17 protein-coding genes and 1 pseudogene are annotated in these 22,341 nt (G+C 64.7%); 9 read left to right on the top strand and 9 right to left on the bottom strand.

Annotation, left to right across the window (positions count from 1 at the left end):
• Positions 1 to 100: integrase core domain-containing protein (locus tag C7450_RS35275; RefSeq protein WP_146227229.1), on the top strand; the 100-nt coding region annotated here is incomplete at its 5' end.
• Positions 101 to 104: 4 nt separating this feature from the next.
• Here the strand turns inward: C7450_RS35275 and pyk are convergent.
• Together pyk and C7450_RS32750 are read right to left on the bottom strand one after the other, a co-directional pair.
• Positions 105 to 1,535 (bottom strand): pyruvate kinase, encoded by a 1,431-nt coding sequence (gene pyk, locus C7450_RS32755; RefSeq protein ID WP_110378610.1) that lies wholly within the window; start codon positions 1,533 to 1,535, stop codon positions 105 to 107.
• Entirely contained in the window at positions 1,532 to 1,987 is a 456-nt protein-coding gene (locus tag C7450_RS32750) for a DUF1036 domain-containing protein (RefSeq protein ID WP_110378609.1), read from the bottom strand. The genes pyk and C7450_RS32750 overlap by 4 nt, the downstream gene beginning before the upstream one ends.
• A gap of 219 nt (positions 1,988 to 2,206) precedes the next feature.
• Here C7450_RS32750 and C7450_RS32745 point away from each other — a divergent pair, with 219 nt between their 5' ends.
• A complete protein-coding gene (locus C7450_RS32745) occupies positions 2,207 to 3,043 on the top strand; it encodes an N-formylglutamate amidohydrolase (protein ID WP_425351279.1) in 837 nt (278 codons plus the stop codon).
• 166 nt (positions 3,044 to 3,209) lie between these two features.
• Positions 3,210 to 3,467, top strand: a complete 258-nt coding sequence (locus tag C7450_RS32740) for a DUF2312 domain-containing protein (RefSeq protein WP_110378607.1) — start codon at positions 3,210 to 3,212, stop codon at positions 3,465 to 3,467.
• Between the two features lie 176 nt (positions 3,468 to 3,643).
• Here the strand turns inward: C7450_RS32740 and mepK are convergent, their stop codons facing one another.
• Positions 3,644 to 5,566, bottom strand: a complete 1,923-nt coding sequence (mepK, locus tag C7450_RS32735) for a peptidoglycan L,D-endopeptidase MepK (protein WP_245450304.1) — start codon at positions 5,564 to 5,566, stop codon at positions 3,644 to 3,646.
• Positions 5,567 to 5,927: 361 nt separating this feature from the next.
• Between mepK and C7450_RS32730 the strand changes: the two genes are divergently transcribed.
• Complete coding sequence (locus tag C7450_RS32730; RefSeq protein ID WP_110378606.1) at positions 5,928 to 7,532, top strand: FMN-binding glutamate synthase family protein; 1,605 nt, start codon at positions 5,928 to 5,930, stop codon at positions 7,530 to 7,532.
• A gap of 97 nt (positions 7,533 to 7,629) precedes the next feature.
• Here C7450_RS32730 and C7450_RS32725 read toward each other — a convergent pair whose 3' ends face one another.
• Together C7450_RS32725 and C7450_RS32720 are read right to left on the bottom strand one after the other, a co-directional pair.
• Positions 7,630 to 9,579: a L,D-transpeptidase family protein gene (locus tag C7450_RS32725; protein ID WP_245450303.1), complete on the bottom strand. Its 1,950-nt coding sequence runs from the start codon at positions 9,577 to 9,579 to the stop codon at positions 7,630 to 7,632.
• Positions 9,580 to 9,960: 381 nt separating this feature from the next.
• Complete coding sequence (locus C7450_RS32720) at positions 9,961 to 11,454, bottom strand: sigma-54-dependent transcriptional regulator (protein ID WP_110378605.1); 1,494 nt, start codon at positions 11,452 to 11,454, stop codon at positions 9,961 to 9,963.
• A gap of 462 nt (positions 11,455 to 11,916) precedes the next feature.
• On the opposite strand from C7450_RS32720, the gene C7450_RS32715 reads away from it, so the two are divergent.
• The 5 genes from C7450_RS32715 to C7450_RS32695 all read left to right on the top strand — a co-directional run bounded on the left by C7450_RS32715 (position 11,917) and on the right by C7450_RS32695 (position 18,360).
• On the top strand, positions 11,917 to 13,737 hold the full coding sequence (locus C7450_RS32715) for a M3 family oligoendopeptidase (protein ID WP_110378604.1): 1,821 nt from the start codon (positions 11,917 to 11,919) through the stop codon (positions 13,735 to 13,737).
• A 361-nt stretch (positions 13,738 to 14,098) separates the two neighbouring features.
• The gene (locus C7450_RS32710) at positions 14,099 to 15,535 is read left to right on the top strand and encodes a circularly permuted type 2 ATP-grasp protein (protein ID WP_110378613.1); all 1,437 of its coding nucleotides are present in this window, start codon (positions 14,099 to 14,101) and stop codon (positions 15,533 to 15,535) included.
• Between the two features lie 94 nt (positions 15,536 to 15,629).
• Positions 15,630 to 16,571, top strand: a complete 942-nt coding sequence (locus tag C7450_RS32705) for an alpha-E domain-containing protein (protein WP_110378612.1) — start codon at positions 15,630 to 15,632, stop codon at positions 16,569 to 16,571.
• Positions 16,572 to 16,738: 167 nt separating this feature from the next.
• A complete protein-coding gene (locus C7450_RS32700) occupies positions 16,739 to 17,569 on the top strand; it encodes a transglutaminase family protein (protein ID WP_110378603.1) in 831 nt (276 codons plus the stop codon).
• Between the two features lie 56 nt (positions 17,570 to 17,625).
• Positions 17,626 to 18,360: a proteasome-type protease gene (locus C7450_RS32695; protein ID WP_110378602.1), complete on the top strand. Its 735-nt coding sequence runs from the start codon at positions 17,626 to 17,628 to the stop codon at positions 18,358 to 18,360.
• 19 nt (positions 18,361 to 18,379) lie between these two features.
• Here the strand turns inward: C7450_RS32695 and C7450_RS32690 are convergent, their stop codons facing one another.
• From C7450_RS32690 to C7450_RS32675, 4 genes and pseudogenes are all read right to left on the bottom strand, one after another.
• Positions 18,380 to 19,615 carry a multidrug effflux MFS transporter gene (locus C7450_RS32690; protein WP_170147565.1) on the bottom strand — a complete coding sequence of 412 codons (1,236 nt, stop codon included), beginning with the start codon at positions 19,613 to 19,615 and terminating at the stop codon, positions 18,380 to 18,382.
• Between the two features lie 702 nt (positions 19,616 to 20,317).
• Positions 20,318 to 20,887: an HNH endonuclease gene (locus C7450_RS32685; RefSeq protein WP_210206606.1), complete on the bottom strand. Its 570-nt coding sequence runs from the start codon at positions 20,885 to 20,887 to the stop codon at positions 20,318 to 20,320.
• A 208-nt stretch (positions 20,888 to 21,095) separates the two neighbouring features.
• Complete coding sequence (locus tag C7450_RS32680; RefSeq protein WP_110378600.1) at positions 21,096 to 21,977, bottom strand: 3-hydroxybutyryl-CoA dehydrogenase; 882 nt, start codon at positions 21,975 to 21,977, stop codon at positions 21,096 to 21,098.
• A 253-nt stretch (positions 21,978 to 22,230) separates the two neighbouring features.
• Positions 22,231 to 22,341, bottom strand: a pseudogene (locus tag C7450_RS32675) (electron transfer flavoprotein subunit alpha/FixB family protein); the annotation flags it as partial.

Genomic DNA, 22,341 nt, shown 5'->3' with positions numbered 1-22,341 from the left:
CTCCTGGATCGACGCCTACAACACCCGACGACCCCACTCGGCCCTCAACGGCATCCCGCCATTCCAGAGGCTGAACAACCTTCTTGGAAACGACATCTAGGCCGTCAGGCGCTGCCTTCCGGGCCGATGAAGGCGATGCGGAGCGTGTTGGTCGCCCCCGGGCGGCCGAAAGGAATGCCGGCCGTCACGATGACGCGCTGGCCATTCTCCGCGAAACCTTCCTCACGGGCCAGCCGGCAGGCCCGGTCGGTCATATCGTCGAGGTTGCGCGCATCCTCGGTGACCAGGGCATGGACCCCCCAGGCGACGGCGAGGCGGCGGGCCGTGCCGATATTCGGCGTCAGCGCGAGCACGCTGGTCGCCGGGCGTTCGCGGGAGATGCGCAGACCCGTCGCGCCGGACGACGTCCAGGCGATGATCGCCTTCAGGCCGAGCGTTTCGGCGATGCTGCGGGTCGCGTTGGCGATGGCGTCGGCGGCGGTCGCCTCCGGCTCCGTGCGCTGATTGTGAATGATGGTGTTATAGTTCGGGTCGGACTCCACCTCTTCCGCGATACGGTTCATCGTCGCGACGGCCTCGACCGGATAGTCACCGGAGGCGCTTTCGGCCGAGAGCATCACCGCATCGGCCCCCTCGAACACGGCGGTCGCCACGTCGGAGACCTCGGCGCGGGTCGGCACCGGCGTCGTGATCATCGATTCCAGCATCTGGGTGGCGATGACGACCGGTTTGCCCTGGGCGCGCGCGGAGCGGGTGATGAGCTTCTGGATGCCCGGCACTTTTTCCAGCGGCATCTCGACGCCAAGATCGCCGCGGGCAACCATGAGACCGTCGGAGGCTTCGATGATCTCGGCGAGCCGGGCGACGGCCTGCGGCTTCTCTATCTTGGCCATCACGAGGGCGCGGCCGCGGGTGACCTTGCGCACCTCGGCGATATCCTCCGGGCGCTGCACGAAGGACAGGGCGATCCAGTCGACGCCGACATTGACGGCCGCTTCCAGATCCGACTGGTCCTTCGGCGTCATCGCCGACACGGGGATCGTCGTGTCCGGCAGGCTGACACCCTTGCGGTTCGAGATCTTGCCGGCAACGACGACGCGCGTGGTCGCCTTGCCCTTGGACACGCTCTCGACGACCAGCTTGATCTTGCCGTCGTCGATCAGGAGCGTATGGCCCGGCTCCAGCGCGGCCAGGATCTCGGGATGGGGCAGGTGGACGCGCTTGGCGTTTCCGGGCTTATCATGGCTGTCGAGCACGAAGGTCGCGCCGTGCTTCAGAAGCTCCGAGCCGTTCTCAAAGGTACCGACGCGCAGCTTCGGCCCCTGCAGGTCGACGAGGACGCCGACCGGCCGGCCGAATTTTTCCTCCACGGAGCGGATATCGGCGACACGCTTCGGCAGGTCCTCGCGGGCGGTATGGCTCATATTGATGCGGAAGATGTCGGCGCCGGCCTCGAACAGCCGGGCGATCATGGCCGGATCGTTGGACGCAGGCCCGAGAGTCGCGAGGATCTTAACGCGGCGTATGCGTCTCATTGTGGTCTGCTCCCAGGTCGGTTCGCGTCTGTGAGTTGGACCGTCCAGCTCTTCTGCTGGCCGGTGTCGACTTCGAAGAAGCCATTGCGATCGAAGCCGCGCGCGAGGCAATCTTCGGTGCCACGCACGCTGAACTCCCGTTCACGGGTGCACAGGAACGACTGGCCGGTCCATTCACCGCCCCTGTCATAGTCGACGGCGTAGACGTAGTAGAAGCGCGCCGCCAGCGGCCCGCGCAGGAGCGTCTGGCAACTCCGCACGCCGAGGTTCCACCATCCTTCGCTCACCCAGCCTTGGCCGTCACGATAGCCGAGGGCGACGCCGACGCGGCTCGAGGTCATGTTGCACAGGCGCAGATCCGCCTTTGCGGGGCTTGCCAGTGCGAGTGTGGCGATGCCGAGGAAGAACGGCACCAGGAGGCCGCGAACAATGGACAGATAGGGACGTGTCATGGCGAAGCAGCGACTTTCTGATACAGACCCATGTGGCTGCTTTCGCCCGGTCCTGTCAACGCAGGTGCAGCATCGTTTCGGACTTGTGTTGAAGCGGCCTGGAATGAACCGGAGCATTAGTTAGTACAGCATCCCGGCGGCGTTATGGCACTCGATGGCGCCGCGCGCCTGTGGCACTGTGTCGGCCATGCCTCAAGCCAACGTCCTGTGACATCGATCGTGAACGCACCGTCATTGCAAGCTCTCCGTTCCGCCGTCGAACATCCCATCGAACGCATCGCCGGCGCTATCGCCAGCGGCGTCCTCGTCCTGTGCGATCACGCCGCCAATACGATCCCCCCGGAATACGGCAGCCTCGGCATGCCGCCGGCCGAACTCGCGCGCCATATCGGCTACGATATCGGCGCGGCGATGGTGGCGCGCAGGCTGGCCGCGCGTCTCGATGCACCGGCGCTCCTCACGGATTTCTCGCGCCTCCTGATCGATCCCAACCGCGGGCTCGACGATCCGACGCTGGTGATGCGTCTGTCCGATGGCGCTATCGTGCCGGGCAACGCCCGCGTCGATGAGGATGAGATTGCGCGGCGTATCGCGCGTTTCTATCGCCCTTATGACGCCGCCATCACGGCAGCGATCGAAGCCTCGCTCGCTGAGGGCATCGCGCCGGTGATCGTGTCCATCCACAGCTTCACACCCGTCTGGCGCGGCCGTCCGCGCCCCTGGGAGGTTGCCGTGCTGTGGGATGCCGATCCGCGGCTGCCCGTGCCGCTGATTGAGGCCTTGCGGGCCGGCGGGGGTCTTACCGTCGGCGACAACGAGCCCTATGACGGCGCTCTCGCCGGGGACGTCATCGCCCGGCATGCGACGGCCCGTGGCCTTGCCAATGCGCTCATTGAGGTGCGGCAGGATCTGATTGCGGATGCGACCGGCGCTGCGGCATGGGGCGACCGGCTCGCGGAGGTGATCGCTCCGCTCATTCCTGCCCTATCGGCGACGGGCGTGGTGCATCATCCGAGCCGCGCCGTCTCGCGCGAGCCGCCCCTGCGACTGGCCTGACAGCCGCATCCCCATCGCACGGTGGGGAAATCATCAACCATTTTTCGCCCATGGTTCTTGTGTTGTCGAATGGCCGGTAAACCGGGTAAGCGTTCAGCCAAGGGGGCGCGTGGCGCGCGGTGAGCCCCGGCCCATTCGCATTGATCAAGGATATGGTGACACGAACATGGTGACAGATGTTGCGGACTCGGGCGTTGCCGCCGAGGAACTGAAGCAGTTCATCGAGCGGATCGAACGACTTGAGGAGGAAAAGGCGGCGATCGCGGGCGACATCAAGGAAGTCTATGGTGAGCTGAAGGGGCGGGGTTTCGACGCCAAGGCCGTGCGCAAGCTCGTGATGCTACGCAAGAAGCCGCCGGAGGAGCGCGCCGAGGAAGACGCCATTCTTGAGCTCTATATGCAGGCGCTGGGCATGCAGGCGTAAGGCCAGCCCCTCACGGGACGGCGGACCGCCCCTTGGGCAAAGTCCGCTTTGCTTTGGCCCTTATGGGTCATTGGTCCTCGTGGATTATCGGCCCTCGTGGATTATCGGCCCTTGTGGATCATCGGCGGCGGCCATCGTGGCCCGCCGGCGATGACCGCGGTTCCGAACAGGGATCCTCAGCGCGCCGAGAACTGGACCGTATCAAGCGGCTTGACCGCCGGTCCGCTGAAGCGCGTGACGCTGAGATCGTCGCGCGATTTCTGCGCGAAGGAATTGGCCACGACCTGCACGGGCTTCTGCGCGACGGGCCTGTCGGCGACCGCGACAAGCCGCGGCTGCGCGACGACAACCTTCGCTTTGTTCGCCGGGCGCGCCTGTGTGATTTCTGCCCGGAACAACGGCTGCAGGGGATTGGCAGGCTCGGCCGGCTGGCGCGCCGGGCTCGCAGAGCTGGTCACCTCGTCGCTGGATGTCTCCCGTTCGGCCTGCGCGATGCGTGCCGCCTGAGGCGAGGCAGGGCGCGCGGGTGGTGCTGGATGCGTGATCGGCGCGAAGGACATCACCATTGGGCCTGCCGGAGGGGTGCCTGCCGGAGAGGGGCTTGCCGGAGGGGTGCCTGCCGGAGATCTGGTCTCGGCGGTCGCGTCGGAGACGGCAGCCGCAAGGGCGAGCTGCGCTCCTGAAGGCTTGGGCTGCGCTGCCGGAGTTACCTCGGCCATGGCGGTCACTGCGGGACGCGCGGGCGGGAGCGGCAAGTCCACCAGCGTTGGGGCTGCCGCGGTGGGAGCAGGCGGCGTTGCCAGCGCGGCCGTTTGGACCGCGGCGGTCTCGCTCGGCCGTTGCGGCGGCAGAGGAACATTCGCGAAGGAGGGCGTGGGCGGCGGGGCCAGCGATGCGACGGCCTGGTTCGCCGCAGGTGGCGTCAGGTCGTCAGGCCGTGCGACGGGAAGCTGGGCCGGAACGACAGGCGCGGCAGCGCGCGGATTGGAAAGGGCGTTGATCTCCAACGGCTGCTGCAGCATCGCGGGCTGGGTCACGCGCTGTGGTGGGGGGGCTGCCACCGCGACCTGAACCGGAGCAGGTTGGACGGGAGCCGGCTGAGGCGGTTGCACAGGCGCCGGCTGCGGTCGCGGAGCTGCCGCTGTTGCTTGCGGCCGATTGGCCGATTGCAGGAAGAAGCTCGTCGTGCTCGCGTTGTCGCTGCTGGCGTAGGCCACTTGCTGCTGGGCGGCGGGTTGGGCGGCCGGCTGGCGTGAGGCCAGGACGGTACGGCGCGTGCCCCGCGCCGGCGCTACAACCTCCTCGTCGTCCTCCTCGTCGCCGCCGAACAGGGCGGCCCACAGGCTGCGACGGCGACCGGTCGAAGCGCTCGCATCGGCATAGGCCACCGCGCCATTGACGCGGTCACCGCGTGCCGCGATGTCGGCCATGGCAAGCTCGTAGCCTTCCATGGGCTTGCCGTCGGCGGGAATATGGACCGTGCGGCCGTCGGGGAAGATCTGGGCGAGCTGCGTGCGCGGCATGCGCGGCCAGGAGCGCACGCTGCCGGTGTCGAGATGCACGAAAGGCGTATTCGGATAATAGCCGACACCGCCGCGCTGCAGGCGCATGCCGATTGCGCGGACCTTGGCCATGCTCACGTCCGGCAGATTGAAGTCGATCGCCCTGCCTTCCATGTGCTGGCTGTTCTTGGCGACGGCGTTCGAGCGGCGGCGCAGCATGGCGTTGGTATCGGGCGACCGGTAGGCGGAGAAGATCTGGATCGCGCTGTTCGAGCCGACTTCGCGATGGACCGACCAGAGGATGTCGAAAAGCTTCGGATCCATGGTCGTCGTATCCTGGTTGCGCCAGTCGCGCAGCAGGTGGTTGAGCTGCCGCAACGCGTCACGGTCATAGGAGCCGTTGCGGCGGAACGTGACGGTCAACGATTCGCCGGAATGCGTATGAACCAGGGAGATTGTGCGGGTATCACCGTTTGCGACGGCATTCTGCAGGCCGGAGGTGCCGGCAATCAGAGCGCTGCCCGCGACGACCAGGCCGCAGATAAGACGGGACAGTCGGCGCCACGCGGGAGCCTGCTCTGCGTGTACAGGTCGCAAAAGTGAACTCGTCTGTTGCGAGACCACAGCCTCCGCGCCACGGAGGACGCAGATATGAAACTGTGGCGGCTGGACAATAGGCGGAAACTCTTGCCGAGAAGACTTAATGGTAGGTTAACTGCAGCCCGCCGTTTGGGCAAGACGCCACTTCGCCAGGCAATAAATGTGGAGATGTTGATTGGCCCTCGCGCTTTGAACGCGCATCGGCTTTATCAGCCAGCTTGCGAATCCCTCTTCCACGAATCGCAGGGCACGCACGAATCGCAGGGCTCGCACGAAACGCAGGGCACGCACGAATCGCGGGGCAGGCTTTCCTGGTCCGAGATCCCAATCGGGCGGATCGCAAAATGGTAGGGACACGATGAAAATCCGCTTCGGGCGATACACGGCATTTGCTCTCTGCGTAACGGGTTTCCTGGTGACGCTCTGGCTGATGCCAGAGAGCTTCTGGGGCGGAGTTCTCCTGCTGGTGCTGTGTGTGCTCTCGCTGCTCGGGATTTGGGACCTTCTCCAGACGCGGCATTCGGTGCTTCGCAATTACCCGGTGATCGGCCATGTCCGTTGGCTGGTGGAGATGATCCGGCCGGAGTTCCGCCAGTATCTCATGGAAAGCGAGACGGAGGCGACGCCGTTCTCGCGTGCGCAACGGTCCCTCGTCTACCGCCGGGCAAAGGAGGCGCCGTCGGAACATCCTTTCGGCACGATGATGGACGTCTATGCCGATGACTACGAATTCATCCAGCAATCGCTGATGCCGATTGAAACGCCGGATCCCAAGGGGTTTCGCATCATCATCGGCAACGACCAGTGCAGCCAGCCCTATTCGGCAAGCATCTTCAACATCTCGGCGATGAGCTTCGGGGCCCTGTCGGCCAACGCCATTCGCGCGCTCAACAAGGGGGCGAGACTTGGCGGCTTCTACCACGACACGGGGGAGGGCAGCATCAGTCCCTATCATCGCGAGAACGGCGGTGATGTGGTTTGGCAGGTCGCCAGCGGCTATTTCGGCTGCCGAGACAGCGAGGGCCGGTTCGATCCGGCGCGCTTCGCGTCACAAGCGGTCGCGCCGCAGGTCAAGATGATCGAGCTGAAACTCAGCCAGGGCGCCAAGCCCGGGCATGGCGGTGTCCTGCCGGGCGCCAAGGTCACCCCGGAAATCGCGATGACGCGCGGTGTGCCGGTCGGCGTGGATTGCATTTCACCGGCGCGTCATTCGGCCTTCAACACGCCTTTGGAAATGATGGCGTTTCTCCAACAGCTCAGGGAGCTCTCTGGCGGCAAGCCGGTCGGTTTCAAGCTGTGCATCGGCTTGCCCTGGGAATTCATGGCGATCGTCAAGGCGATGCTCGCCACGGGGATCGTGCCCGACTTCATCGTCATCGACGGGGGAGAAGGGGGCACCGGCGCCGCGCCGGTCGAATTCAGCGACCATATCGGCGTACCCATGCGCGAAGGCCTGCTTTTCGTTCACAACACGCTGGTCGGCGCCGGTCTGCGCCACAAGATCCGGATTGGCGCCGCGGGAAAGCTCATCAGCGCATTCGACGTCGCTGCGGTCCTGGCTATTGGCGCCGACTGGGTCAATTCAGCCCGTGGGTTCATGTTCGCCCTGGGCTGCATCCAGTCGCTCAGCTGCCACACCAACCGCTGTCCGGCCGGGGTCGCAACCCAGGATCTCAAGCGCAGCCGGGCGCTCGTCGTGCCGGACAAGGCCGAGCGCGTGTGGCGCTATCATGAGCGGACAGTCGAAGCGCTGGCCGACATGCTCGGTGCCGCTGGCCTTCGCCATCCGGATGACTTGCGGCCGCACCATCTCGTGCACCGCATCAGTTCCACCGAGCTCAGGCAGTTCGACCGCATGCATTACTTCGCGGAGCCGAACGATTTGCTCGAGAAGCGGGCGGCGGCGGCCTTCTATCAGGACAATTGGGACATGGCCCGGGCCGAGAGCTTCGTGCGGGTCTGAGGGATCGAGGTTCGGCAGGTGAGGCCGCGGCCGGGGTGGCGGCACGCTCAAGCTATCCCCGGCCCGGTCACACGCTTCCATCCCAGTCGGACGTGCTCTATCCGGCGAGACCGAGGGCCTCCTTCATGCGGCGATCAAAGCCGTAGATGTCGTTGCGCGTGGTCGCCGCGCCGGTTTTGTCCACAGAGAGCGTGAAATAGACGAGATGGATCGGCAGGGGTTCCTGCAGCTTGATCAGGCGCTCGCCCTTGCCGATGAGCTTGCGCATGCGCTGCTCCGGCCAGTCCTTGCCCAAGACGAACTCGGCGAGCCGGAAAGGCTGCTCCACGCGCACGCAACCGTGGCTGTAGGCACGCCGTTCGGTGTTGAACAGGCTGCGGTTCGGCGTGTCGTGCAGATAGACCGCATGATCGTTGGGGAACATGAACTTGATATAGCCAAGCGCGTTTCGCTCGCCTGGCGGCTGCCGGACCGAAATGGACTTGCCGCGCCGGATCACCTCATATCCGCGCCGGGCGGCATAGTCCGGATCCTTGGCGAGCGCCGGCAGGAATTCCTTGCGCAGGATCGAGGGCGGCACGTTCCAATAGGGATTGACGATGACGTGCTGCATCACGTGGGAGAAGACGGGCGTCGGCGATTCCGGCTTGCCGACGATCACCCGCGTCGTGAGTTCCACTTCGCCATCGTTGACGAGATCCATGCTGTAGGCTGGGATGTTCACGATGAGGTAGCGGTTGGAGAAGGCGGCCGGAAGCCAGCGCCAGCGCTCCATATTGACGAGGATGTCGGTTTCGTCGAGCCGCTGCGTGGACGGCGGCGACATCGCCGCGACCGTCTGGCGGTTCAAGATGCCGTCGGCGGGCAGGCCGTTTTCCTTCTGGAAGGTGGCGACGGCCGCAGCGACCCGCTCGTCGTAGGTCGTGGCGTCGTTGTTCTCCAGGCGGAAACGGGCGCGCACCAGCGGCACGCGCGGGTCGCGCATGCCGACCTTCAGCGCCGGGCCTTGGGGCACCCGGACCATCGGCGTCGTTGGATGCGCCGCGCGGATGTCCGCGAGCTTGGCCTTGAGGGCCTGATAGCCCGGCTGTGGCGGATTGTAGCCGGCAAGCGCCTTGCCCGTGTCGGCTGAATCCGCCAGGCGCCGCAACACGTCATCGGCGGTGGGCAGGTCGAGCGTCGGCGTCATCAGGGCCGAAATGCGGCGCGGGTTGAGGCGTCCGCCGCGCGCATCCCGCGCATAGGTCACGGCGAGTGCTGAAAGCTTCAGATCCGCTTCCGCGAGCGCCTCCGCGCGATCGGCCTTCGGCAGCACGGAGATGATCGGGATTGGATAGTCGGCCGCGTCCAGCCCGTCCTCGCCGGCTTTCTCAAGCGTCGCGATCAACGCGCGGGCGCCGGCCGTCCACTGGTCGCCGTTCAGCCAAAGCGGCATGAAGGCACGCTCGGCATAATAGGCGCCGATGGCTTCGCGTTCCGCCTTGGCGAGCCTTGCCGGGCCGGGGACCGGATGTCCCTCGAGATAGGTCGCGATCGGGCTTTTCGTCTCGGCGGGTATGGAGACAACCACATCCGGAACGGTGATCTCAGGAAAGGCCGCGACGGGCATGTCCGCGGGCGCAGCCAGAGAGCCGGTCGTCAGACCGTCGGTGTGCGGCGTCGGGGCGCTGTCCGCGGGCATCACCTCCGGCTCTGCCGGGAGTAGCACCTCGGTTGCGGTGGTTTCGTCCGGCTCCACTGGTCGATCGACCGCAGCGGAGGGTCGGGCGGGCCCTTCATGGAGGGTTGCGACCGACGGATGGCTGGACGGCGTGAGCGCGATGACGGCGGACGCCGCAGGCGGGGCAAGTGTTGCCCCATCCGCTGTTGCCCCGTCCGCTGCTGCCCCGTCCGCTGTCGCCCCGTCCGCGCCTGGATCCGGCGCCATCTCCTGGGCGAAAGCCGTCGCGGCCAAGGATATACCAAGGCCGGGGACACCAAGGCCGGGGACACCAAGACTGAGGCCGCCGAGACTGAGTATCAAAGCCCCGGTGCAAACGATCCGCATCGCAATATCCCTATCAGCATGATCATCGCGATCAGCGTGACTGAGAAAGGTTTCATGGCGGTATCCAGAGGACGTGGCAACCCGCCGGGAACCGGTGGATGAGAGCAAATCCTGCACGAACGGACTCGTTCGACGCTATGCAAGGCTCTGAATTCGCTCGTCTATCTTTGACGCGAGCCCGTCCGCGACAGACGGACCTGCTCTTGGCTTGATGCAAACTGTTACTGTTCGTGTCCAAAGGGCCACAGCCCCGAGGCGGCCATCAGCAAAGCGAGGTGCTAGAGCATTTCCGGTAAACTCCGGTTCACCGGAAATGCTCTAGCTCTTTGATTCTACGCATTTTCTTCACGCGAACCGGTGTCCACTTCGCTCGAAAATGCTCTACCCGGGATCCGTGGCTGGCTCCCCGCCTTCGACATTGTCCAATAGCCCCATATCCTTGAGTTTTCGGTAAAGGGTCGAGCGACCGATGCCGAGCTTGCGCGACACTTCGGACATGTGGCCCCGGTAGTGGCGGAGCGCGAAGCGAATGGCTTCGGCCTCCACCTCCTCAAGCGGTCGGAGTTCGCCCTGCACGTCGAGCAGGCTGATCGCGCTCGGGTCGCGCACCTCGACGCGTACGACCTCTCTCTGCGGGGGCGCAGCAGGCACCGCCTCCGCCGGTGGGGCCGGCGGCACACGCACCTCGAAGCCTTCCATCTGGGCGGCGATCTGGGGAAATTCCGCCATCGTCAGCTCATCGCCGTCGGCCAGAACGACGGCGCGGAACAGGACGTTCTCAAGCTGGCGCACATTGCCGGGCCAGGTGTAGCGGGCGAGCATGTCGAGGGCGTCAGGGGCGATGCCGCGCACGCGCTTGCCTTCCTCCGCCGCGAAGCGCGCGAGGAATGTCGTGGCGAGGACCGGGATATCTTCGCGCCGTGCCCGGAGCGGGGGTAACGTCATGGGAAAGACGTTGAGGCGGTAGTAGAGGTCTTCGCGGAACTGCCCGCGCTTGACCAGATCGAGCAGACTTTTGTTGGTCGCTGAAATGAGGCGGATGTCGACCTTGATGGACTTGCGTCCACCCACGGGGTCGACCTCGCCTTCCTGGATGGCGCGCAGCAGTTTCACCTGGGCGTCGAGGGGCAGTTCGCCGATTTCGTCGAGGAAGAGCGTGCCGCCGCTCGCTTCGACGAATTTGCCGACATGCTTGTCGGTCGCACCGGTGAAGGCCCCCTTCTCATGACCGAACAGGATGGATTCGACGAGATTTTCGGGAATGGCGCCGCAGTTCACCGTCACGAAGGGCTTGCCGCGGCGTTCGCCAGACCCCTGGATGGCGCGCGCCATGACTTCCTTGCCGACGCCCGATTCCCCTTCGATCAGCACCGGGATCATCGAACGCGCCGCGCGCTCCGCGAGCCGGAGCGCACGCCCCATGTCGACGCTGCGGGTGGCGATGTCCTTGATCGACAGGGATCCGGTTGCACGCCGCGACATGCGCCGGATCTCGCTTTCGAGGGCGCCGGTACGCAGGGCGTTCTTGATGGAGACCTGAAGGCGCTCGGCGCCGACCGGCTTCACGACGAAGTCGGCGGCGCCCGCGCGCATGGCGGAAACCACCGTTTCGATGGAACCATGGGCCGTCTGCACGATCACCGGCACATCGATGCCGCGTTCGCGCATCGCGCCGAGGACGCCCATGCCATCGAGGTCCGGCATCACGAGGTCGAGCACGACGAGATCGAAGGGAGACGATGTCTGCTCGCTGAGGCGATCAAGCGCCGCTTGCCCCGTTTCGGCGATCGCCGCTTCATAGCCGAAACGGCGGACCATCGCTTCGAGAAGGCGACGCTGTACGGGGTCGTCATCGACGATGAGGATGCTCGTCATGCAGGCCGTGGCTGGTTCGAGGAACGGTCCGGAGAACGCATGATGCCGTCATGGCGATGCGTTCCCCGCGGCGGGGCAGCGATCGAGAGCAAATCCGGCTTGGATGGAATCGTCCGATACCATCTAAGTCTATGAATTCGCTCGTCAATCGTCGAACGGAGCCAATCCGCAACAGACGGACTTGCTCTAGGGTCTGAAGCGCGAGCCCGCGCACGCAAGCATTTCTCCCCGGGCCGACATTGCTGTCGAATCACGCTGTATCGTTTCGGGCCAATGCTCCACACCAAATGTAAAGCTCTTGTTAATGACGCGTGCGAAAGCCTTGGCTTATCAATCGCAGCTTTGCGGGCATTGATCAAAAGGCACGTACCGCCCAAATATTGAGATGTGTTGTGGCACCCGGTCGTGCACGGTTGCGCCCCCGGTGGCCGGATCCTTAACAGGCTCTAGGAAAGAGAGACGATGTCGACAGCGAATGCCGCGGGTGCAACCGCCGCCAGTGAGGCCGATCACCTGCCGGAATGGGATCTGTCGCAACTCTACCCGGGTATGGAGTCGCAGGAGTTCGCCGCGGATCTCGCAAAAGCGGAAGCGGAGAGCAAGATTTTTGCCGATACCTATCGCGGCAGGCTCGATGCCCTGGCGCGCGGCGCGGACGCGAGCGACGCATTGGCGGTGCCGCTCAAGGCCTATGAGGCGCTTGAGGATCTCTTGGGGCGCATCATGTCCTATGCCTCGCTCATCTATGCCGGGGATACGACGGATCCCGTCCGGGCGAAGTTCTATGGCGATGCGCAGGACCGCATCACGACCGCAAGTTCGAACCTTCTGTTCTTCACGCTGGAGTTGAACCGCATCGACGAGGCCGTGCTGGCCGAGGCCATGGCCGATGGGCCGCTCGCCCACTGGCGCCCGTGGATCGAGGACATCGCCAAGGACAAGCCCTACCAGCTCGACGACAAGCTGGAGCAGTTGTTCCACGAAAAGTCCGTGACCGGGCGGGGCGCCTGGAACCGGCTGTTCGACGAGACCATGTCGTCCCTGCGCTTCAAGGTCGATGGACAGGAACTGACCCTCGAGCCGACCTTGAACCGCCTGCAGCACCCGGACGGCGCCGTGCGCAAAGAGGCCGCGGATGCTCTGGCGGAGGTGTTCAAGGCGAATGTGCGGACTTTCGCGCTGATCACCAACACCCTTGCCAAGGATAAGGAGATTTCGGACCGCTGGCGCGGCTTTTCGGGCGTCGCCGATTCGCGCCATCTCGCCAATCGGGTGGAGCCGGAGGTGGTGGAGGCGCTGGTGACGGCGGTGCGCGAGGCCTATCCGCGCCTGTCCCACCGCTACTACGCCTTGAAGGCGCGCTGGTTCGGCATGGATCAGCTGAACCATTGGGATCGCAATGCGCCGCTGCCGAAACTCGATATGCCGGCCATCCCCTGGTCGCAGGCGCGTGACACGGTTCTCGGCGCCTATGGCGATTTCTCGCCGCGCATGGCCGATATCGCAAAACGGTTCTTCGACGAGCGGTGGATCGATGCCCCCGTGCGGCCGGGCAAGGCCCCGGGCGCCTTCGCGCATCCGACCGTGCCTTCGGCGCATCCTTATGTGCTGCTCAACTACCAGGGCAAGCCGCGGGATGTGATGACGCTGGCGCATGAACTCGGCCATGGCGTCCACCAGGTGCTCGCGGCGCCGAACGGCGCCCTGATGGCGCCTACGCCCCTGACGCTGGCGGAAACCGCCTCCGTGTTCGGCGAGATGCTGACCTTCCGGAAGCTTCTCGCCGCGACCACGGAGCGGAACCAGCGCAAGGCGATGCTGGCCGCGAAGGTCGAGGACATGATCAATACGGTCGTACGCCAGATCGCCTTCTACAGCTTCGAATTCAAGGTCCATACGGAACGCCGGCAAGGGGAGCTCACCTCGGACCGGCTCGGCGAAATGTGGCTTGAGGTGCAGCGCGAAAGCCTTGGGCCGGCGATCCGCCTCGGCGAAGGCTATGAGACGTTCTGGACCTATATCCCGCATTTCATCCACTCACCCTTCTATGTCTATGCCTATGCCTTCGGCGATTGCCTGGTGAACTCGCTTTACGGCGTCTATCAGAAGACGCCCGATGGCTTCGTCGACCGCTATTTCGCCATGCTCTCGGCGGGCGGGACCAAGCACCATACGGAGTTGCTCGCGCCGTTCGGGCTCGATGCGCGCGATCCGGCCTTCTGGCAGATCGGCCTTGCGATGATTGCCGGCCTCATCGATGAGCTCGAGGCCATGGATGCCTGACGGCAGGCTCAGCCCAGGCTGAATCAGCAGTCACCGCTTCCGGTGGGATTGCGAGGGGAAACGCGATGTCATCCCGGGCCCGCGCTTACGCTCGTCCCGGGATGACCGGCGCGTACTGCTCGATCGGGACGCGGCGGCGGGGATGATCCGCCGCCGTTCGCATATCGGGCTCAAGAGCGGCCGATATGCATAGCGATTTATCGCCGGGACGCTTCTGCCTAATTTTTAGGCGATCTTGGTCCGCATAAAAACAGCCGAAACCGCAGGCCCTCCGGCAATGCTGACGCCGCCACTGTTGGCACGCGCATTGCAAAACCCTATCGTGGGGGCAAGCCAATCGGCTGCCATAAAGCGGAGGGCGATCCCAATGACGGCCTTCGACGAGATGCATGGTTTCACCACGCATACGGAGGAAGCGAATGTTCGCGTCGCCTATGAGGGGCTGAGGACCTGGCTCCAGGACACGCCAGCCGATCTCCTCGCGACGCGCCGCAGCCAGGCCGAGCTGTTCTTTCGGCGCATCGGCATAACCTTCGCCGTCTATGGCGAGGCGGAAATGAGCGAACGGCTCATTCCCTTCGACATCATCCCGCGCGTCCTGATGAAGACGGAATGGGAGGGCGTCGAGCGCGGCCTGCGCCAGCGCGTCAATGCGCTCAATGCCTTCCTGCGTGACGTCTACGGCCCACGTGAGTGCATCAGGGCGGGCGTGGTGCCCGCGGAGCTCATCTACCGCAATCCCTATTATCGGCTGGAGATGGTCGGCCGGCCGGTGCCGCACGGCATCTATGTCCATATGGCGGGCATCGACCTCGTGCGCGTCGACGAAGGCACCTTCTACGTTCTCGAGGACAATGTGCGCACGCCGTCCGGCGTCTCCTACATGCTCGAGAACCGGGAAGTGATGATGCGGCTGTTCCCCAATCTCTTCACCGCGCATCGGGTGGCGCCGGTGGAGACCTATCCGGACGCGCTTCTCGCCACCATGCGCTCTGTCGCGCCGAGCAGCGCGGGGCGGGATCCGACGGTCGTGCTGCTGACACCCGGCCAGTTCAACTCGGCCTTTTACGAGCACTCCTTTCTCGCTGACAAGCTGGGCGTGGAACTCGTCGAGGGCTCCGATCTCTTCGTCACCGATGATGTCGTCTATATGCGCACGACCGACGGGCCGAAGCGCGTCGATGTGATCTACCGGCGGATCGACGACGATTTCCTCGACCCGCTTGTCTTCCGGCCGGACTCCATCCTCGGCGTGCCGGGACTGATGAGCGCCTACGAGGCCGGCAATGTGACGCTGGCGAATGCGGTCGGCACGGGGGTCGCCGACGACAAGGCGATCTACAGCTACATGCCGGAGATCATCCGCTTTTTCCTCGGCGAGGAACCCATCCTCGGCAATGTTCCGACATGGCGCTGCCGGGAGAAGGAGGCGTTGTCCTATGTGCTCGATCACCTCGGCGAACTCGTCGTCAAGGAGGTCAACGGCTCGGGCGGTTACGGCATGCTGGTGGGGCCGCATGCGTCCAGCAAGGAGCTCGATCTCTTCCGGCGCAAGCTCAAGCATGCACCTGACAATTTCATAGCGCAGCCGACGCTCGCCCTTTCCACCTGCCCGACCTTCGTGGCCTCCGGCGTGGCGCCGCGCCACATCGATCTCCGCCCCTTCGTGCTGACCGGGACGGACGGGGTGCGTATCGTGCCGGGCGGCCTCACCCGTGTCGCGCTGAAGGAAGGCTCGCTGGTCGTCAATTCCAGCCAGGGCGGCGGAACCAAGGACACATGGGTGCTCGATGCATAACACCGATATCACCGCCCTGAGGCACCCGGCCGGTGATGCCGGCCTCCCGAAGGCAGCGCCCGTCCTGCGCGCCCAGCGCAACAAGGTTCCGCCCATGTTGTCCCGCACCGCCGACAACCTGTTCTGGACGGCCCGCTATGTCGAGCGCGCCGATTTTCTCGCGCGGATTCTCGATGCGACCATGCGCCTGACGTCCTTGCCCGTGAGCTACGGGGCGACCGGCACGGAGTGGGACAGCGCGCTGGCCACAGCGGGCGCGGCGCAGGCTTTCCGCATGCGTTACGACGTCGCCAACGAATTCACCGTGCGGGAGTTCCTTGCCTTCAGCGTCGACAATCCCTCTTCCATCCGTTCCTGCCTTGCAGTGGCCCGCGCCAACGCACGTGCGGTGCGTACGGCGCTGACGGTGGAGATGTGGGAGGCGATCAACGACGCCTGGCACGAGTTGCAGAAGTTCGACGGCAAATCCATGGCGCCGGACGATTTTGCCCGTTTTCTCGACTGGGTGAAGGGCGTGGCCCTTGCCTTCGACGGTTCGGCCTATCGCACCATGCTGCGCAGCGATGCCTACTGGTTCCTGCGTCTTGGCTCGGCGCTGGAGCGCGCGGACAATACCGCGCGCATCCTCGATGTGAAGTACCATGTGCTTCTGCCGGAGAGCGAACAGGTCGGCGGCAGCCTCGACTACTTCCAGTGGACGACGATCCTGCGTGAGGTGTCGGCGCTCACCTCCTACCGCTGGGTCTATCGCGAGAGCGTGAAGCCGTGGCTCGTCGCGGATCTCCTCATTCTCAACCGGCAGATGCCGCGTTCGCTCATCTATTGCTACGACGCCATCGTTCGGCACGTGGATCTCATGGCCGACAGCTACGGCCGGCGTGGGGCGAGCCAGCGCCTGTCCGGTGCCATGCTGACGAAACTCAGCAACATGCGCATCGAGGACATCTTCCAGTCCGGCCTGCACGAGTTCATCACGAACTTCCTGGCCGACAACAACAAGCTCGGGGCAGCCATCGCCGACCAGTATCTGTCTTAGAGACCGTCACGGGCGGTCAAAGACTTCCCAGACAGGCATGTCTGAGCAGGCAGGCTGCCAAGCGTCTTCGCCCGCCTTCGCCGTCGGCCTTCACAATCACGCGCTTCCTACTCTAGAATAATCTGCTTCCGCCTTTTGCCGCTTGTGGACGAAGATCGGCTAAACCGATGCGCATCTCCATCGCTCACGACACCACCTATGCCTATGCCATTCCGGCTCGCGCGGTGGTCCAGATCCTGCGGCTGACGCCCCGCTCGCATGAAGGCATGCGCGTCATGCGCTGGCGGGTCGAGGTTGATGTCGACGGGCGGCTGAGGCTCGGGGAGGATTCGCTCGGCAACATCACCCATACGCTTTCGCTCGCCGGCCCGGTGGGGGGCGTGACGGTTTCCGTCAACGGCGAGGTGGAGACGGTCGACACCCAGGGTGTGGTGCGCGGCACGGTCGAGCGCTTCCCGGATGCGGTCTATCTCAGGACGACGCCGCTGACGGAGGCCGACAGCGCCATCCGCGATTTCGCCGACGGGCTGTTGGCGGACAACGGGTCCGACAGCTTGTCGCTGCTGCACGGGCTCCTCAACGCTATCCATCGGGAGATCGCCTTCGATCCGCATCCGACGGAGGTCACAACAACGGCCGCCGAGGCTTTCGCCATGAGGCGCGGCGTGTGCCAGGATCTAAGCCACATCTTTATCGCGGCGGCGCGCCATCTCGGTATTCCCGCCCGCTACGTCTCGGGGCACTTCATGCGCAACGACGGCGTGACCGAGCAGGATGCCGCCCACGCGTGGGTGGAGGCGAAGATACCCGATCTCGGCTGGGTCGGCTTCGATCCGACCAACGGCATCAGCCCCGCGGACGCTCATGTGCGCGTGGCGATCGGCCTCGACTATCTCGGCGCCGCCCCCGTTCGTGGCAGCCGCTATGGCGGCGGCGATGAACGCATGGGCGTGAAACTGACTGTGCAGAAGGCCGCCCAATGGCAGGCTCAGGCTTGAAGACTGCCTGATCGAGCCCCTAAAACAACACGGCCTTTGCGGAGGAGATGCGCCCGATGACCTATTGCGCTGGTATTCTGGTCGAGGAGGGCCTCGTTCTCATCGCTGACACGCGCACCAACGCCGGGTTCGACAATATTTCGACCTTTCGCAAGCTGCATGTGGTGGAAGTGCCCGGCGAACGTGTGCTCGGGATAGCCACGGCCGGCAATCTCTCGATCTCGCAATCGGTGCTCGGCCTGCTGCGCGAGGGCGTCTCGGTTCCCGGCAGCGAGCTGCGTGAAAAGCTTGTCGATGCGCCGACCATGTTTCACGCGGCCCAACTCGTCGGCCATGCCGTGCGGCAGGTGCGCCACGAGATCGGCGAGGCTCTCGGCGAGGCACAGCTCTCGTTCGATGCCTCCTTCCTGTTCGGCGGCCAGATCAAGGGCGGCCCGATGACGCTCTACATGGTCTATTCCGCGGGCAATTTCATAGAATGCGGTCTGGACGCGCCGTTCCTGCAGATCGGTGAGCACAAATATGGCAAGCCGATCCTCGATCGCGCCATCACGTTCGAGACCGATCTCTATAACGCGCTCAAGATCGGGCTGATCTCCATGGATTCGACCATGCGCTCGAACTTGGCGGTGGGGCTGCCGATCGATCTCCTGACGATCCGCCGCGACACCCACATGATCGGCCTGTCGCACCGGATCGAGCCGGGCGAGCCGTATTTCACCGACCTCAGCCAGCGCTGGTCGGATGCCCTGAAGGCCGCCCATATGGCCATCCCGCGGCCGCCCTATTAGGGCGGCTGCACAGAATGCGTCAGGCCTGTGCGGAAGCCGGACGCCGCAGCGTGACATGGGCCAGCACCGCCGCGCCGATACCGCAGATGACGAAGGCGATCACGAGCGGCCGCGCGCTCCCATCGAAGAACAGGGAAACCGCCGCGCCGGCAACCGTCGCCAGACTGAACTGGATGCCGCCAAGCATGGATGATGCGGCGCCGGCGCGCGCGCCATGCGACTCGAGTGCAAGCACCGCCGAGATCGGATTGAGGACGCCAAGCGCAGCGAACAGCACCATGGTGATGCCCCAGAACATCACCAGCGAAGCTTGGCCCGGCAAGACAAGGGCGGCGAGCGTTACGGTGCTGAGGCATACGGCCAGGGTCGCGGCGCGGATGAGACGCGGCAGTCCAAAGCGGCCGACGAGCGTCGCGTTCATCTGCGCGCTGCCGACCAGGGCACAGGCGTTCACGGCGAAGATGACGCTGTAGCCGACCGGCGAGACACCAAAGACTTCGATGAAGACAAAGGATGAGCCGGTGAGATAGGACACCATGATGCCCTGTCCGCAACCGCACATGAAGGCCGTGCCGAGAAAGCGCCGGTCTCGCATCAGGACGCGGTACGCGCCAAGCGCCGCGCGCACGCCGCCCCGGGTGCGGCGCTCGGGCGGGCGCGTCTCCGGCAACTGGCGCCACATCAGCCACAAGCAGACCGCGCCACTTGCCGCGATCACCAGGAAGATGCCGCGCCAGGATACGAACTGCGTGAGCAGGCTGCCGCCGAGGGGCGCGAGCATGGGCGACACCGACAGGACGAGCAGTGTCAGCGAGATCAGCCTGACCGCCTCGCGCCCGGTATGGATGTCGCGGACGATCGCGCGCGCGAGCACCATGCCCGCGCAGGCGCCTATCCCCTGGACGAAGCGCAGTGCGATCAGCATCTCGACGCTCTCGGCGAGCGCGCAGCCGATCGACGCGATCACGAACAGGACCAGGCCGGCATAAATGGGTCTCTTGCGGCCGATGGCGTCCGAGACCGGGCCATAGATCAACTGGCCGATGACCAGCGCGGCAAAGAAACTGACCATGCTGAGCTGGACCATCCCGACCTCGGTCGCCAAGGCTTTGGCGATGGCCGGGAAGGCTGGCAGATACATGTCGATGGCCATCGGACCAATGGTCGACAGGGCACCGATGATGAAGACGGCGTTCTTGACGACCGGCTGTGCCGGGTCACGCCGGGCACCGGGCAGGGGAGGAGGCCCAGCCACCGAGCCCTTTTCGTCATTGGCCGCGTGAGGTCGCTCGCCCCGTTGGGAGGGGGCGTTATCATTGCGAGGCAATGGCATGCTCATCGCGCAAACTCACACCGGGCGCCGGGACGTTACGTCGCTCGAGCGGATCTGTGAAAGGGGGCTATGCGGGCGGCATCGAAGCGGCCAGCTTTCCCTGAACGTTAAGGGTATTCGGGGGGATACGGAAGGCGGCCTGACGCATGGGAGGAATGCCGGCAAAGCAGGCTCACCGACATCCTCGCCGTCTCATCAAAGACAGGGGACATCCCCAATAGCGACGCCTGCCCATTTGCAGAGCCTGCCCATCATGAAGACGCCCGCCCGCGGGGGAGGCGGGCGGGCTAACTTGCCTCACGACGAGGGGGCTCGTCGACGAGGAAGGGTGCTCGTTGGGGGGATGCGAGCACCACTGACCTAACGGCCCATCGTCGATCGGGTTCCCTTCATCTCCAAAAAAAATATCTACATTCTCGGGACCGTCGGCCGCCACGCGGCGCGTTCCAGGCCGCTGCGAGAGGGTGCGCCCAGAAGGCTATCCTGACCTGGCTATCCCAGCCTCAACTGCCGAACGGTCGGCGCAGCTTCGCGCCCTTGCCGGGAAGGGGGCCGCGGCCGGCCTTCTCTCACATCCATTTGACGGGAAAGGCGCGTGGCCCGCTCACCGCAACTGACGGCCTGTCAGGGCTCGAGCTCGGTATCCCAGTAGAGATAGTCCATCCAGCTGTGATGCAGATAGTTGGGCGGGAAGTGGCGTCCATTGTGGTGCAGATCATGCACCGACGGTTGGTAGGGCTTCTGCGCCGGCCACATCGCGGCTTGCTGGGGAAGAAGGTCGCCCTTGCGCAGGTTGCAGGGGGCGCAGGCCGTGACCACGTTCTCCCACGTGGTCTGGCCGCCCTTCGAGCGCGGAATGACGTGATCGAAGGTGAGGTCGTCGCGGGATTGGCAATATTGGCACGTGAACCGGTCGCGCAGAAACACGTTGAACCGCGTGAAGGCCGGTTGCCGCGAGGCCTGGATATAGGTCTTGAGCGAGACCACCGACGGCAGCCGGATCTCGAAAGTGGGGCTGCGGACGGTTGTCTCATATTCCGACACGATGTTCACACGGTCGAGAAAGACCGCCTTGATCGCATCCTGCCAGTTCCATAAGGACAAAGGATAGTAGCTCAAAGGCCGATAGTCGGCATTGAGAACAAGGGCCGGACAGCCTTCCGGCGATAGTGGATGGGGGACGTGTATCGTCACCGCACCGCCTCCGAGGCGAATCGCTAAACTGCGAGAAACAAGCCTGCGGACCTTAGTTTAAGAGCTGTGTCGCTAATGTGAAAGATGCCAAACGCAATGAAGCCGCGCGGCGAACCGGCGGCTCATGGCGTCTGGTGCAGTTGGACTGGTGCCGGCGGCAAGAGCAAGTCCGTCTTTTGCGGATTTGCTCCACTCCAAAAGCGGCGCCTCAGCGTGTCGGGGTCGGCTTTTCGCCCCGGTAGTCATAGAAGCCGCGCCGGGTCTTGCGGCCCAGCCAGCCGGCTTCGACATATTTCACCAGCAGCGGGCAGGGCCGATATTTGGAATCGGCCAGGCCGTCGTGCAGCACCTGCATGATCGCGAGGCAGGTGTCGAGGCCGATGAAATCGGCGAGCTGCAACGGCCCCATGGGGTGGTTGGCGCCGAGGCGCATGGCTGTGTCGATCGATTCCACGGAGCCAACGCCCTCATAGAGGGTGTAGATCGCTTCATTGATCATCGGCAGCAGGATGCGGTTGACGATGAAGGCCGGAAAATCTTCCGCCAGCGTTGCCGTCTTGCCGAGCCGTGCGACGAAGGCCTGGGTCGCCTTGAAGGTCGGATCTTCGGTCGCGATGCCGCGGATGATCTCGACGAGCTGCATCACCGGCACGGGGTTCATGAAGTGGATGCCGATGAAGCGCTCGGGACGATCTGTCGCAGCGGCGAGGCGCGTCACCGAGATCGATGACGTGTTCGTCCCGATGATGGCATCGGGCCTGAGCGCCGGGCAGAGGTCCACAAAAATCTTGCGCTTCACCGCCTCGTTTTCGGTGGCCGCCTCGATCACCAGATCGCAATCGCCGAGTGCCTCGAAAGAGGGGGCGGGCTTGATACGCCCTTCGGCTTCCTGACGATCCTGTTCCGTGAGATGACCCTTGCTGACCTGCCGCTGCAGACCGCCGCTGATCGTGGCAAGGCCGGCGTTGATGCGCTCTTCGCTGAGGTCGTTGAGAGCAACGTCGTATCCGGCGATGGCGCAGACCTGCGCGATGCCGCTGCCCATCTGGCCGGCACCAATGACGCCTACCTTGCGAATATCGACCGTCATATGCCCACCTCTTGTGCCTCTACGATCACGATGTCCGAACGGTTCGGCCGCATCAGCGCCATCGCCGCCTCTCCGTTGAATGACGACGGCACGTCGGGGCAAGTTTCCCGCGGGCGCCGTCGCTCCTTCTTCCGTTCAAGCCGTCATCGCGGCTTGCCGCTGCCAGGGCCGGAATGACCCGCCCCCGCCAGCTTCCCTTGTCTGCACGCTGTCACAAGGCCATGCAAGCCCAAGGGGCCTGTCCAATGATCGCCTATTTCCCGATCTTGCCAAGCTCTTCGGTGAGTTCTGGCACGATAGTGAAGAGATCGCCGACGAGGCCGTAGTCCGCCACCTGGAAGATGGGCGCTTCCTCGTCCTTGTT

Origin of the sequence: Chelatococcus asaccharovorans (assembly GCF_003201475.1) — a bacterium.
In the GTDB taxonomy this organism is placed as follows: Bacteria; Pseudomonadota; Alphaproteobacteria; order Rhizobiales; family Beijerinckiaceae; genus Chelatococcus; species Chelatococcus asaccharovorans.
Note: the sequence above shows the minus strand (reverse complement) of the source record. Positions and strands in the feature narration are given on the sequence as shown.